This window comes from Shinella sp. OV683, assembly GCF_057787725.1.
On record NZ_CM173543.1, the window covers coordinates 4,399,705 to 4,412,488 of the forward strand.

Annotated in this window: 13 protein-coding genes; 6 read left to right on the forward strand and 7 right to left on the reverse strand. The window is 60.3% G+C overall.

The window, feature by feature from the left end; translation table 11 throughout:
- Positions 1 to 144: 144 nt before the first annotated feature.
- Together ACXHRN_RS21240 and ACXHRN_RS21245 are read right to left on the reverse strand one after the other, a co-directional pair.
- Complete coding sequence (locus ACXHRN_RS21240) at positions 145 to 1,302, reverse strand: ABC transporter substrate-binding protein (protein WP_488638286.1); 1,158 nt, start codon at positions 1,300 to 1,302, stop codon at positions 145 to 147.
- Positions 1,299 to 2,426, reverse strand: a complete 1,128-nt coding sequence (locus ACXHRN_RS21245; protein WP_488638287.1) for an ABC transporter ATP-binding protein — start codon at positions 2,424 to 2,426, stop codon at positions 1,299 to 1,301. The genes ACXHRN_RS21240 and ACXHRN_RS21245 overlap by 4 nt, the downstream gene beginning before the upstream one ends.
- Positions 2,427 to 2,605: 179 nt before the next feature.
- Here ACXHRN_RS21245 and ACXHRN_RS21250 point away from each other — a divergent pair, with 179 nt between their 5' ends.
- The 3 genes from ACXHRN_RS21250 to ACXHRN_RS21260 all read left to right on the forward strand — a co-directional run bounded on the left by ACXHRN_RS21250 (position 2,606) and on the right by ACXHRN_RS21260 (position 4,844).
- Entirely contained in the window at positions 2,606 to 3,415 is an 810-nt protein-coding gene (locus tag ACXHRN_RS21250; RefSeq protein WP_488638288.1) for a helix-turn-helix transcriptional regulator, read from the forward strand.
- Between the two features lie 168 nt (positions 3,416 to 3,583).
- Entirely contained in the window at positions 3,584 to 4,345 is a 762-nt protein-coding gene (locus tag ACXHRN_RS21255; protein ID WP_488638289.1) for an SDR family oxidoreductase, read from the forward strand.
- On the forward strand, positions 4,314 to 4,844 hold the full coding sequence (locus ACXHRN_RS21260) for a gluconokinase (protein WP_488638290.1): 531 nt from the start codon (positions 4,314 to 4,316) through the stop codon (positions 4,842 to 4,844). Before ACXHRN_RS21255 ends, ACXHRN_RS21260 begins: the two co-directional genes overlap by 32 nt.
- Positions 4,845 to 4,850: 6 nt before the next feature.
- Here ACXHRN_RS21260 and ACXHRN_RS21265 read toward each other — a convergent pair whose 3' ends face one another.
- From ACXHRN_RS21265 to ACXHRN_RS21285, 5 genes are all read right to left on the reverse strand, one after another.
- Positions 4,851 to 5,435, reverse strand: coding sequence for a TetR/AcrR family transcriptional regulator (locus tag ACXHRN_RS21265; protein WP_488638291.1), 585 nt, complete (start codon positions 5,433 to 5,435; stop codon positions 4,851 to 4,853).
- Positions 5,436 to 5,658: 223 nt separating this feature from the next.
- Entirely contained in the window at positions 5,659 to 6,792 is a 1,134-nt protein-coding gene (locus ACXHRN_RS21270) for a DmpA family aminopeptidase (protein ID WP_488638292.1), read from the reverse strand.
- 1 nt (position 6,793) lies between these two features.
- On the reverse strand, positions 6,794 to 7,624 hold the full coding sequence (locus ACXHRN_RS21275) for an ABC transporter permease (RefSeq protein WP_488638293.1): 831 nt from the start codon (positions 7,622 to 7,624) through the stop codon (positions 6,794 to 6,796).
- Between the two features lie 10 nt (positions 7,625 to 7,634).
- Positions 7,635 to 8,531, reverse strand: a complete 897-nt coding sequence (locus tag ACXHRN_RS21280; RefSeq protein ID WP_488638294.1) for an ABC transporter permease — start codon at positions 8,529 to 8,531, stop codon at positions 7,635 to 7,637.
- Positions 8,528 to 9,619 (reverse strand): ABC transporter ATP-binding protein, encoded by a 1,092-nt coding sequence (locus ACXHRN_RS21285; RefSeq protein WP_488638295.1) that lies wholly within the window; start codon positions 9,617 to 9,619, stop codon positions 8,528 to 8,530. Before ACXHRN_RS21285 ends, ACXHRN_RS21280 begins: the two co-directional genes overlap by 4 nt.
- A gap of 166 nt (positions 9,620 to 9,785) precedes the next feature.
- Here ACXHRN_RS21285 and ACXHRN_RS21290 point away from each other — a divergent pair, with 166 nt between their 5' ends.
- From ACXHRN_RS21290 to ACXHRN_RS21300, 3 genes are all read left to right on the forward strand, one after another.
- Positions 9,786 to 10,835, forward strand: a complete 1,050-nt coding sequence (locus tag ACXHRN_RS21290) for a polyamine ABC transporter substrate-binding protein (RefSeq protein WP_488638296.1) — start codon at positions 9,786 to 9,788, stop codon at positions 10,833 to 10,835.
- 56 nt (positions 10,836 to 10,891) lie between these two features.
- Positions 10,892 to 11,746 (forward strand): MurR/RpiR family transcriptional regulator, encoded by an 855-nt coding sequence (locus ACXHRN_RS21295; RefSeq protein WP_488638297.1) that lies wholly within the window; start codon positions 10,892 to 10,894, stop codon positions 11,744 to 11,746.
- Between the two features lie 89 nt (positions 11,747 to 11,835).
- Positions 11,836 to 12,696, forward strand: a complete 861-nt coding sequence (locus ACXHRN_RS21300; RefSeq protein ID WP_488638298.1) for an EamA family transporter — start codon at positions 11,836 to 11,838, stop codon at positions 12,694 to 12,696.
- The last annotated feature ends 88 nt before the right edge of the window (positions 12,697 to 12,784 follow it).

Here is a 12,784-nt window from a genome sequence, read left to right on the forward strand (position 1 = left end):
CGGATGAGGGGGCCTTTGCCGACATCGGTTGCCGCGCCCCCTCATCGCCTCGCTGCTCGGCACTTCTCCCCGCCGGGGAGAAGAGGGAGCAGGCCGCAAGCGCTCATTTCCATCACGATCGCTGCGGGCATTTTTCCAACCACCTCAAGCCGACTTGAAGCGCGCCATCACTTCGGCGCGAGCCGGGTCGGTGAGTGTCACGGCAGCGCCGAATTCGAGCGGCGTCAGCGATGCCTCGTCGGGATAGACGATCAGGTTGGACGTCACTTCCTTCGGCAGCAGCGCCAGAACGCGCGAATCCGTGGTCGGCGCACCGTTGAAGATGTGCTCCTTGACGGCGACTTCCGGCGTCATCAGGTAATCAAGTAGGGCATAGGCGGCCGGCTTGTTGGCGGCATCCTTGGGGATCGCGTAGAAATCGCACCAGATCTCGCCGCCATCCTTGCCGAGCACGAACTTGATCTCCGGCACATCGCGGTTGAGCTGGGCGCCGTCATTGGTCCAGCACATCGTCATCCAGGCATCGCCCGCACGCATGCCCGGCTGGTAGTCCGAATTGATGGCGAAGAGATGCGGCTTGACCTTGATCAGCAGTTCTTCGGCCTTGGCCAGTTCATCCGCCTTGATCGAATTGAAGCCATAGCCGAGCGCCACCAGCGCATTGCCGATGGTGGTGAGCTGGTAGTCGTGCACCATGACACGGCCGTCGGCTTCGCCCTGGGCGATGTCGAAGAAATCCTTCCACGAAGTGACCGGGGTCTTGATCTTGGAGGAATTGAAGGCGATGCCGGTGGTGCCCCAGTTTTTCGGCACTGCATAGGTCTTGCCGTCGATCGTGCCTTGATGGGTAAAGCGCTGGTTCTCGGTCGACGGCGAGAAGTTCGGCAGCTTGGCGAGGTCGAGCTCATCGATCAGGCCGAGCTTGTGATAGGTCGAGATCGTGTAGTTGGTCGGCACGAACAGGTCCCAGCCCGACGCGCCGGCCTGCAGCTTGGCGAGCATTTCTTCATTCGAGCCGAAGACATTGACCTCGACGGCAACGCCGGTCTTCTTGGTGAAGGCATCGAACGTTGCCGGGTCATGGTAGTTCGGCCAGGTGGCGATCGACATCTGGGTGCCGAGATCGGCCGCATAAGCTGGCGAGCCCATCACGCCGGTGCGGCCGCCGAGCACGCTGGCCGCCAGTCCAAGACCGGTCACGCCGAGGAAATGGCGGCGGGTGACCGAGCCCTTCTTGAAGCGCATCAATTCGTCGGCAAATTGTTTCTGGGTAATCGTCTTGTTGTCACTGCTGTTCGTCATCGTTGTGTTCCCTTGTTTTGTGGTTCTGATGCTTCACTGCTAAAGACATGCGGCGCATTCGGTTTGATGCGCAATTCCACCTCGGCGCCCGGTTCGAAGAGTTCGGCGGGTCCGCCCGCGTCCCGGTCCGCAATGACCAGGATGCCGCCGACGCCGGGCACGGAGATGGAATATTCAACGGACGAGCCGAGGAATATCCTATGGGTAACGTTGCCCTTGAGCGCATCTGCATGCGTCTGGGATCTCGTCGATGAAAGGGTGATGGCTTCGGGGCGGATCGACAGGGTTACCTTGCCACCTGTCAGGCCCGACTGCTTCTGCAAGATCACCACGCCACCATTTTCAAGCCGGGCCATGCCGGCCTTGCCATCGACCGTCTCGATGGATGCCACGACCTTGTTGGTCTTGCCGACGAAATCGGCGACGAACAGATCGGCGGGGTTGTCGTAGATTTCCTGCGGGCTGGCAAACTGGACGATCCTGCCAGCATTCATGACGCAGACCCGGTCGCTCATCGACAGCGCCTCTTCCTGGTCGTGGGTGACCAGCAGGAAGGTGATGCCAAGGTCGCGATGCAGGTTCTGCAGTTCCATCTGCATGGCGGTGCGCAGCTTCTTGTCGAGTGCCGCCAGCGGCTCGTCTAGCAACAATACGCGTGGCTTGTTGACGATGGCGCGTGCCAGCGCCACACGCTGCTGCTGGCCGCCCGACATTTCGTGAATACGGCGCTTGCTGAACTTTTCGAGATGCACCTGTTCGAGCACTTCGCCGACCCGGCGCATCACCTCGGCGTCGGACAATTTCGGCCGGATCTGGCGCAGGCCATAGGCAATGTTGGTCTCGACATCGAAATGCGGAAACAGCGCATAGTGCTGGAACACCATATTGACCGGGCGGCGGTAGGACGGAACGCCCTGCATCGGCCGGCCGCCGACCCAAAGCTCGCCGGTCGAGGGCTGCTCGAAGCCGCCGATCATCCGGAGGCAGGTGGTCTTGCCGCAGCCGGATGGGCCGAGGAGAGCGACGAAAGCACCACGCTCCAGCTTGAGGTCGATATCGGTAACGGCGGTCACATTGCCATACAGCTTGCTGACAGCCCGGAATTCCACATCGAATTCGGACATTACATTCACTCAGAGTTCCCCGCGGCTTGTCTTTATCGGCATTCTTCGATGCCATTCTATGCCCCGTCAACGCCAAGACTACTCAAATACCGCTCTTGGGGTATATACCCCGAAGGTGGTACTGCGTTAGAAAAAGGTCGTTTTGGGGAGTAGAACGACTTTGCGCGGAGGACGGATCATTGCGGGTTGATTTCGAACGCTTTTTCGAAGCCGCGGCCCGGCTGGTCAGCGGTGCGGAGCGATCGGATGCCGAGATCGGCAAGACTGTCGTCGAGATGCTGCAGGCACTGGTGGTCTTCGACTATTCGGTGACCTTCGCTTATCGCTACGACGAGCGGCCGCTCGATCTCTACTCCACCTTCAACGACGAGGAATACCACATTTTCGTGCGGCTTTACCAGCAAGGCCCCTACCTGCTGGATCCCTTCTACAGCGCTGCAACTCTGCCGAAACCCGGGATCTGGCGGATGCGCGAACTGGCCCCTGATCGCTTCTATGCCAGCGAATATTATCGCAGTTATTACATCCAGACCGGACTCTCCGAAGAGATCGGCTTCTTCGTGCCGGTCGGCGATCACGTGACTGTGGTCGTTTCACTGATGCGCAGTGAAACGACGGGGGCATTCAAGCCTGCCGAGCATGAATTGCTGCGCAAAGCGGCACCGTTTGTGAGTGCCATCTTGCAGACCCACTGGCGCGGCCTTTCGCAGCGTTTCGACAGCCGCATCGCCAGGCAGAAGAATAGTTCGAAGACCACGGCGGCGCGCGCCTGGGCCAACAAGAACCTCACCGAGCGCGAAAAGGCGATCATCGAACTGGTGCTGCAGGGCCACTCCTCGGAATCGATCGGGCTCAGGCTCGGCGTGGCCACCGGCACCGTCAAGGTCCATCGCCGCAACATCTACCGCAAGCTCGGCATCTCTTCACAGACACAGCTGATGTCCCATTACCTCGATAGCCTGAATGCGCGCGGCGGCGAAGCTGGCTGATTGGGCGCTGTCCTCCCAGAACCTGCTCGCCAAGAGTTGAAAATATTGTCGACAACATACATTCAGTCGGCACATCTCAAGCCTTGGAAGCATTGATGGTTTGACTTGGCGCCGCTGAGGTCTCATGACCAAATTGCAGATACAGGACTGACTGGAGGAACCGATTTCATGTCTGATCTCTTCGATCTCGGCGGCAAGCTCGCGCTCGTCACCGGCTCCAGCCAGGGCATCGGGCTTGCGCTGGCGGAGGGCCTTGCAGCGCATGGCGCCCGCGTGGTGATCAACGGCCGCGATGCTGCCAAGGTCGAGAAGGCCGTGCAGGCATTGAACGCCAAGGGTTACGCGGCTTTCGGCGCCGCCTTCGATGTTACCAATGCATCCGTCGGCGAAAGCGTCGACAGGATCGAACGCGAGATCGGACCGATCGAGATCCTTGTCAACAATGCCGGCATGCAGTTTCGCTCGCCGCTCGAGGACTTTCCCGCCGACAAGTGGGAAGAGCTGCTGCGCACCAACATCTCCAGCGTCTTCTACACCGGCCAGGCGGTGGCGCGGCATATGATCAAGCGCGGAGCCGGCAAGATCATCAATATCGGCTCAGTGCAAAGCGAGCTGGCGCGGCCATCGATCGCGCCCTATACGGCGACCAAGGGCGCGGTGAAGAACCTCACCCGCGGCATGTGCGCCGACTGGGCGAGATACGGCCTTCAGATCAATGGCATCGGCCCGGGTTATTTCCGTACGCCGCTCAACCAGGCGCTGGTCGACAGCGCCGAGTTCTCCGGCTGGCTGGAGAAGCGCACGCCGGCAGGCCGCTGGGGCGATGTCGAAGAACTGGTCGGTGCGGCCGTTTTCCTGGCCGGCAAGGCCTCTTCTTTCGTGAATGGACACATGCTTTATGTCGACGGTGGCATCACAACAGCGCTCTGAACCCATCTACGTGGTCATGGGCGTTTCCGGCTGCGGCAAGACCTCGGTCGGCGAAGCCGTTGCTGCTGATCTCGGGCTTGAATTCATCGAGGGCGACGCGCTGCATCCGCCAGCCAATGTCGAGAAAATGGCGCAGGGCATTCCCCTGAACGACGAAGACCGCTTTCCCTGGCTCGACCGCATCGGTGCTCGCATCGCCGAGGCTGACGGCCACGGATTGGTGGTCTCCTGCTCTTCGCTGAAGAAGATCTATCGCGACCGGCTGCGCAGCTTTGCCAAGGAGCCATTGACCTTCATCTTTCTCAAGGGCTCGGAGGAACTGCTGACCGAGCGAATGGCGCGCCGGGAGGGTCACTTCATGCCGCTGTCACTGCTGAAGAGCCAGTTGGCGACATTGGAGGATCCTTCGGAAGAGCCTGATGTCATCACAGTCGATATATCGGGGACATCCCGGGATGTTGCGGAACGCACACTCGAAGCAATTGCATTGGGACAGTGAGGCGATTCAAGGCCTACGCCTATCTGCTGCGGCACCGTGCAGAAATAGCTGCCAATTGGCCTCGAACAGATCGGCCTGGCTCTCGGCATTGCCGACATAGGCCTCGCCGAGCAATGCCCGTGACCAGATTTCGCCAACGGTCGTGAAATGCAGCTGGCCACTCAGACGCCGGGAGTCGCCGTGCTTCAGCAATCCCGCCTGCTGTGCTTTGATGATCAACGGCTCGAGAATATCGCGGATCAGTTTTTCACCAGCGAGGAACTGCGCGCCGATATTGGGAAAGCGCGGAATGGCGCCGATGCACATGCGGTAAAGGTCGGCGCTGCCTTGAGACACCGCGATCTCGAAGATTGCATGCGCCGTGTCGCGTAATGCCGCCAGCACATCGTCACTGTCGATGTCGACTTTGCCAATGCTGTCGAGGATCTTCTGCCGGTCCTTGGCGACGGCAGCTTCAAACAGCACATCCTTGCTGGCGAAGCGCCGGTAAATGCTGTGCTTGGACGTCTGGCATTGCTTGGCGATCTCGTCGATCGAGGCGGCCTTGTAGCCTTGCTGCTTGAATAGCTCGAGCGCGACGTCGACGATCATGACGGTGAGCTCCGAAGCCACCTCCGGAGTCGGGCGACCGCGCGTTCTCGCTTTCGCTGTGGATCTGGAAGGAGCTTTCAGCGGCGCGGTCCTTGTTCTTGTCGGTCGAATGCCGGTTTCGGCGGCATCATGGTCAGAACTGTGCTGACTGTAAACCCGAAACGAAACGGCGGCCGAAGCCGCCGTTGCAAGGTGATCCATCAAGACGGAATGGTCGAGATGCCTATCCCGGCAGCCGTCCATATTGCTGCATCAATGCCATCAGCGGTTCGTGGCGTATTGCATCGACGCGAAAGCGATCATGGACCGTTCCGCCCGCATCCTCGGCGGCCAGCATCGCATTGACTACCGCTTCCTCGACACTATCCACGACGGCCATGTAAATCGGATCGAGCAACTCGTCATTAACGATTTCAAGCTCAACACGGGCCGGCGCGCGATGCGCCATCGGCTGCGGATTAGCCGTGGAAAAAGCCAGGAAGATATCGCCGGAATTGTTGCCGCCCGGCGTACCGTTGCGGCCGATGCCGATCGAGGCCCGGCGCGCCACCCGCTTCAATTGGTGTGGAGCCAACGGCAGGTCGGTGGCGATGACGACGATGATCGAGCCGCGCTCCTGCAACTGGCTTTGCGGCGTGCCGTCACACATGTGCTGGCCGACTGGGACGCCGCAGATCGTCAGCCAATCGCGCTGGCCGTGATTGGCCTGGACGAGCACGCCGATCGTGTAGGTCTCGCCACCCAGTTCGACCAGGCGCGAGGACGTGCCCGTGCCGCCCTTGAAGCCATAGGCGATCATGCCGGTACCACCGCCGCAATTGCCTTCCTGCACCGGGCCGGTCGCCACCGCATCCAGTGCAGTCTTCACATCCGCCTCGGTCAGGTGCAGTCCGTTGATGTCGTTGAGCACGCCATCATATGTCTCGGCGATGACCGGCATGATCCAGAGGAAATCATCGGTCTGGTAGGTCGAGGCATAGCGGTCGATCATCCACTTGATCGTGGCGTGGTGGGCCATGCCGACCCCGTGGGTGTTGGTGATGACGACAGGGCCGAGGAAGGAGCCGCCGTCCTCGATCCAGTGCGTGCCGGTCATTTCGCCATTGCCGTTGAAGCGATGCACGCCCGCATAGACCGGCACGGGAGTTTCCGAATCCATATGCGGCAGGATGGCGGTGACGCCGGTGCGAACCGGACGCTTGCGGCCGGGTCGCGGCTCGTTTTCGAGGATAGTGCGGTAGCCGACGCCAATGCCGGCGACATCGGTGATCGCATTGTTCGGTCCCGTTCGGCCCGCAAAAGGCAGGCCGAGCTCGCGCCCGCGAGGCTTCTTGAGGATTGGTGAGGATATGTTCATGTCATTTCTGCCGGGAACGAAGGTAGAGGCCAAGCGAGGCCACAAGGAAGGAGAAGGTCAGCATCATCACGGCGATCGCATTGATCTCGGGCTTGATGCCGCGCCTCAGCATCGCGAAGATGAACATCGGCAGCGTCGTCACATCGACGCCGGCGATGAAATAGGTGATCACCAGATCGTCCATCGAGATGATGAAGGCGAGCAACGCGCCGCCGACAATGCCGGGCATCAGTTGTGGCAGAACCACGCGACGGAAGGTCATCCACTCGTTGGCGCCCAGATCGGCCGAGGCATGTTCGAGCGTCCGGTCCATGCCGACCAGCCGCGCCGAGACGACGATGAAGACGTAGGAGATCAGGAAGGTGCATTGGCCGATGATGATTGTCGCGAGACCGAGATGGATGCCGGCATTGACGAAGAAGATCAGCAGCGCGATGCCCAGCACGATGTCGGGCATCAGCATCGGCATGAACATCGAAACCTGATAGAAGCGCTGGCCGAGGAAGTTGAAGCGGTGGAGCGCGATGGCAATCGCCGTTCCCAGCACCGTGGAAATCAGCGTCGTCGCCGCCGCGATCTTTAGGCTATTCGTCACTGCAGCGACCAGCTGGTCAGTGGATTCGATATAGAGCGCATTTTCCGAAATGGTGGTCTTGAAGCCGAGTACCTGTGCGTACCATTCCGTCGTAAATCCGCTCCAGGTCATCATGTTGACCGGGTTGGAATTGAAGGAATAGACGGCGATCAACGCCAGCGGAATGTAGATGAATGCGAAGAACAGCACGGTGTAGAGTGTGAGGCCGCCGCGAAAGAGGGTTTGTGCAAGTTTCATTATCCCCTCCTCAGCGTGCAAGCGCGGCGGCACCATGCCGACCGGATACGATGACATAGGCGACCAGCAGCACCAGCATGACAGCCATGACCATCATCGCCAGCGCCGAGCCGAACGGCCAGTTGCGCGCCGACAGGAACTGCGCTTCGATCAGATTGCCGAGCATCATCACCTTGGCCCCGCCCAGCACAGCGGGCACGACGAAATTGCCGAGTGCCGGGATGAAGACGATGACCAAGCCGCCGACGATGCCTGGTGCCGTCAGCGGCAGGATGATCCTGAGGAAGGTGCGGATGGGTCCAGCGCCGAGATCAAGCGAGGCCTGCACCAGCCGCCAGTCGAGCTTTTCGACACTGGCATAGACCGGCATGAACATGAACGGGATGAAAACATAGACCATGCCGAGGATGATCGCGCCGTCGGTGTAGATCATCTGCAGCGGCCGATCGATCACGCCTGTCGCCAGCAGCGCTTCGTTGACCAGCCCGGTTTGCCGCAGGATCAGCACCCAGACGAACAGCCGCACGATCAGGCTGGAGAAGAACGGCAGGGTGATCAGGAACAGGCAGAAGTTCTTGGACTTCTCCGACAGCCGGCTGATGTGGAAGGCGGCGGGATAGCAGACCAGCAGGGTGACGGCGACCGTCAGCAGCGCGATCTTCACCGAGCGAAGGAAGATGGAGACATAGACCGGGTCGTATTCCTCGAATTCCGGATTGGCGAAGCCAAGGATGCGGCCGAAATTATCGGGGTAGAAGCTCCATTCGACGCCGCCATAGAGGCCTGGCGCCAGAAAGCTGGTGACCACCATGATAGCAAGCGGCACCACGAAGAAGATCAAGAGAAACAGTGTCACCGGCCCGAGGAGCAGGCCGAGCTGGAAGCGTCTTCGGCTTGCAATGCTCATGCCAGCGCCTCCGCTTGCGCGCAGATGACATGCACCGTGGCCGGATCATAGTACCAGCGCGCCTGGCTGCCTGTATCGAGTGCCCCGACGGCGGCACGCTGGGTCGCCGGGATTTCCGCCACCAGCGTCCGACCCGCGGCGGTGCGCCCGAACAGTTCGAAGGACGAGCCGACAAAGACGATCTGCTCGACAGTGACGTCAATGGCCGGATAGCCGTCGGTTGACGAGGTAAGGAAGAATTGTTCCGGCCGGATCAGCGCGGTGGCGCCACCCGCCGTGCTCGCCGAAGCCAGCTGAATTGGCGCTCCGTCATTGGTGACAAACGTCGCTCCATCGGCGCGGCCTTCGAACAGGTTGCTGGCACCGACGAAATTGGCGACGAAGGTGCTGGCCGGGTGGTCGTAGATCGTGCGCGGCGTATCGAGCTGCTGGATGCGGCCGTTTGAAAGCACCGCCACCCGATCCGACATAGTCAGGGCTTCCTGCTGGTCGTGGGTCACGAAAATGAAGGTGATGCCCAGTTCGTGCTGCAGCGTCTTGAGTTCCAGCTGCATCGACTGGCGGAGATTTTTGTCAAGCGCCGAGAGCGGCTCGTCGAGCAGCAACACCTTGGGCCGAGCAATGATGGCGCGGGCGAGCGCGACCCGCTGCTGCTGACCGCCAGACAGCTGGCGAGGCAACCGGCCTTCCATGCCCTCGAGGCCGACCATGCGCAAAGCCGCCTTGACGCGCTCGACCCGTTCGGCCTTGGCGACACCTGCGACCTCAAGCGCATAGGCGACATTGCCGCCGACCGTCATATGCGGAAACAGCGCGTAATTCTGGAAGACGGTGTTGACCGGACGCTTGTAGGGCGGCCGGTCGGTCATGTCCTCGCCATCGATGGTGATCCGGCCGGAATCGAGTTCGGCGAAGCCGCTGATGGCCTGCAGGAGCGTTGTCTTGCCGCAACCTGAAGGTCCGAGAAGGGTGATGAATTCATTGCGGCCGACTTCGATGTCTATTCCGTCCAGTGCCTTGACCTGCCGGCCTTCAGGCGTGGCAAACGCCTTGGCGGCCTTGTCCAGCCGCACGATTGCATCTCGCATGCACCGCTCCCCGAAATGTTATTAAATTAACTCTTGCGCGATTTAGATATGTTGATATCATTTTATTGTCGAAGTCAACGCCCCGCCGGCTCAGCGATTTCAATGTCCTAAACGTGAAATCTCAACTGAACCGGGGGTGGAAAAATCCATATAAGGGGAACTAAAAATGACACTCTTTCAGGGCGCTCTCCGGCGCCTGAGCCTGATCGCGCTCACCGCAATCTGCATTCCGGCTGGCGCTGCGATGGCCGACGAACTCAACATTTATAACTGGGGTGAGTATATCAACCCGGCGGTCCTGAAGAAATTCGAGGAAGAGACCAAGATCAAGGTCAACCTGTCGACCTATTCCTCCAACGAGGAAATGCTGGCCAAGATCCAGGGCGGCGCCACCGGCTATGACATCGTCTTTCCGTCCGTACACATGCAGGACATCATGGCCAAGCTCGACTTGCTCGAGAAGACCGACATCAACACCTATGAAGGCTTCAAGAACATCGATCCGCAGTTCCTGCGCACCAAGAGCGATCCGAAGGGCGAGTATTGCCTGCCCTACGCCTTCGGCACGGTCGGCATCCTTTATAACCGCAAGGTGCTCGGCAAGGATATCACCGGCTGGAAGGACTTGCTGGCCACCGTCAAGGCGAAGGGCCTGAAGTTCACCTTGCTCGACGATATGCGCGAAGTCATGGCCGTCGGCCTGATCCTCAACGGCTATTCCGTCAACTCGACCGATCCGAAGGAATTGCAGAAGGCGGCCGACACAGTGATTGCCATGAAGCCCGACGTCGCGGCATTTACCTATGACTCCCGCCCCATGGTCGCGTCCGGCGATGTTGCCGCGGCGCATTTCTTCGTCGGCGCGATGGTTGATGTGTTCGGCAACCCTGGGGATCTCGGCTATGTGATCCCCGAGGAAGGCGCGACCATGTACCAGGAGGACATCTGCGTGCTGAAGACGGCGCCCAACAAGGACAACGCCATCAAGTTCCTGCAGTTCTACACCAAGCCGGAAATTGCCGCATTGAATGTGTCGCAGCAGACCAATGGCACGGCGAATGTACCGGCGCGGCAATTGACGCCCGAAAATATCAAGAATAGCAAAGAGATCAATCCGACCGACGAGACCATGAAGCGACTGCAGATCTTCCAGGATCTCGGCGCCGGCCTTCGCCAGGTCGACCGGGTATGGACCAAGGTCAAGACTGCGCAGTAACATCAGCCAAAAATACTCCGCCCGCTTGCCGGGCGGAGTTTCAACGGGGCAGGAAATTGTCGAAAGATATCCTCAGGCGCATCCAGAGCATGGAGATGCGAAAGTCGAAGAGCGACAAGCTGATCGCCAATTATTTGGGACGCAATCTTCGCGATCTTCCCTTCGAGACAGCGAAATCCATCGCTACCAAGCTTGAAATCTCGCAGATGACGGTAGGCCGCTACCTACGGCGTCTCGGCTTCGAAGGCCTCGACGATCTCAAGGCCGCACTTCGGCAAAGCGTATCCAACCCCGCCTGGCAGATCAAAGGGTCGATGGACCGCTTCCAGGGAGATCTGCGCGACGGCAAGTTTCTCGCCGGCCTCCTGCAGCAGCAGATCGACAATCTCGGGCGAATCTACGAACTGACGGCAGCGCCCGAATGGCAGCAGAGCATCGACGCGCTGATTTCGGCAAGCGAGGTTTATGTCGCCGCCTACCAGAACGTCCGCGGCATCGCCCAGTATTTCGCCAGCCAGCTCTCCTATACGCGGCCGCGGGTGCAATTCGTCGATGGCGTCAATGGCACCTATGCCGAGTTGCTTGATGGTTCGGTCGAAGGCCGCGTACTGTTCCTGCATGACGTTCGTCGCTTTGCCGCAAAGGCACGCCCACTGGCGGACGAGGCACGCCGCGCCGGTGTCAAGGTCATCCTACTCACCGACGAATTCTGCCCATGGGCGGAGGAAGCCTGCGATATCGCGCTTGTCGTGCCCGGCTCGCACGGCCCGCTCTGGGATGGCGCGGCGACCATGACCGCCGTCATGGATCTGCTGCTCAGCAACATCATCGTCTTGCTCGGCAACGAGGTCGATGATCGCGTCCAGTTGCTGACACGGCTGCAGGACGTGTTCGGCGATTTCGAGAGCTGACGATGAAGGCCGGCTCTGCCGCCCGGTTGCGTCCCGGTGCGCCGGGATTGGGCCAGCCTCGATCCCGCCAGGCGTGACAAGTGACCCAAATGAACAACCGTTTTCCCGTTTTGATTCCCGTCTGCGCGCTTCTGGTATCGATGGTGTCGATCCTGTTCGGCGCATCGATCGCCAAAGGCCTGTTTCCGATCCTCGGCGCCCAGGGCACGACCGTCGTGCGTCTCGTTTTCGGGGCGACGATCATGTTCGTGATGCTGCGGGCATGGCGTGCCGAGATCAACAGCCGCAATTGGCAGGCACTGACGGTCTACGGCGTGGTGCTGGGCGCGATGAACTTGATGTTCTATCTGGCGGTCAACCGCTTGCCGCTGGGCATTGCGTCGGCGCTCGAATTTTTGGGACCGCTTGCGGTCGCGGTGATCTATTCGCGGCGGCCGACCGATTTTGCCTGGGTTGGCCTGGCGGCAATCGGGCTGCTGTTGCTGACGCCGCTGGCTGGATCTGTTCACAGCCTCGACCCGCTTGGCATAATATGGGCGCTCGGCGCCGCCACCTGCTGGGCGTTCTACATCGTCTTCGGCAAGAAGGCCGGCGCGCAGCACGGAACGTACACTGCGCCGCTGGGAACGATGATCGCCGCAGTGGTCGCGCTGCCTTTCGGCGTTGCTGAAGCCGGTACGACGCTGCTGGACGCCAAGCTGCTGCCGATCATTCTTGCGGTCGCTGTTCTGACGAGTGCAATCCCGTTCACGCTGGAGATGTTTGCGCTTCGCCGCCTGCCGGCGCGCGCCTTCGGCACGCTGATGAGCATCGAGCCGGCAATCGGTGCGCTCATCGGCCTCGTCTATCTCCACGAAAGCCTGACCAGCATGCAGTGGCTGGCGATCGCGCTGATCGTCACCGCCTCCATCGGCACGACACTTTCGGTGCGTCAACCCGCGCCGGCGTAAAGCATGTTGCGCAAAAGTGTGCTGCGGTTTTGCGCTTACAACATGCGCCAAACAAAGAGCTAAAGCGCGACAAACGAATCCTGAGGAT

Bases quoted from the DNA above. Each gene is read 5' to 3' on its own strand.
- ACXHRN_RS21240 (WP_488638286.1), bottom strand. From the start codon at position 1,302: ATGACGAACAGCAGTGACAACAAGACGATTACCCAGAAACAATTTGCC.
- ACXHRN_RS21245 (WP_488638287.1), bottom strand. From the start codon at position 2,426: ATGTCCGAATTCGATGTGGAATTCCGGGCTGTCAGCAAGCTGTATGGC.
- ACXHRN_RS21255 (WP_488638289.1), top strand. From the start codon at position 3,584: ATGTCTGATCTCTTCGATCTCGGCGGCAAGCTCGCGCTCGTCACCGGC.
- ACXHRN_RS21260 (WP_488638290.1), top strand. From the start codon at position 4,314: ATGTCGACGGTGGCATCACAACAGCGCTCTGAACCCATCTACGTGGTC.
- ACXHRN_RS21265 (WP_488638291.1), bottom strand. From the start codon at position 5,435: ATGATCGTCGACGTCGCGCTCGAGCTATTCAAGCAGCAAGGCTACAAG.
- ACXHRN_RS21270 (WP_488638292.1), bottom strand. From the start codon at position 6,792: ATGAACATATCCTCACCAATCCTCAAGAAGCCTCGCGGGCGCGAGCTC.
- ACXHRN_RS21275 (WP_488638293.1), bottom strand. From the start codon at position 7,624: ATGAAACTTGCACAAACCCTCTTTCGCGGCGGCCTCACACTCTACACC.
- ACXHRN_RS21280 (WP_488638294.1), bottom strand. From the start codon at position 8,531: ATGAGCATTGCAAGCCGAAGACGCTTCCAGCTCGGCCTGCTCCTCGGG.
- ACXHRN_RS21285 (WP_488638295.1), bottom strand. From the start codon at position 9,619: ATGCGAGATGCAATCGTGCGGCTGGACAAGGCCGCCAAGGCGTTTGCC.
- ACXHRN_RS21290 (WP_488638296.1), top strand. From the start codon at position 9,786: ATGACACTCTTTCAGGGCGCTCTCCGGCGCCTGAGCCTGATCGCGCTC.
- ACXHRN_RS21300 (WP_488638298.1), top strand. From the start codon at position 11,836: ATGAACAACCGTTTTCCCGTTTTGATTCCCGTCTGCGCGCTTCTGGTA.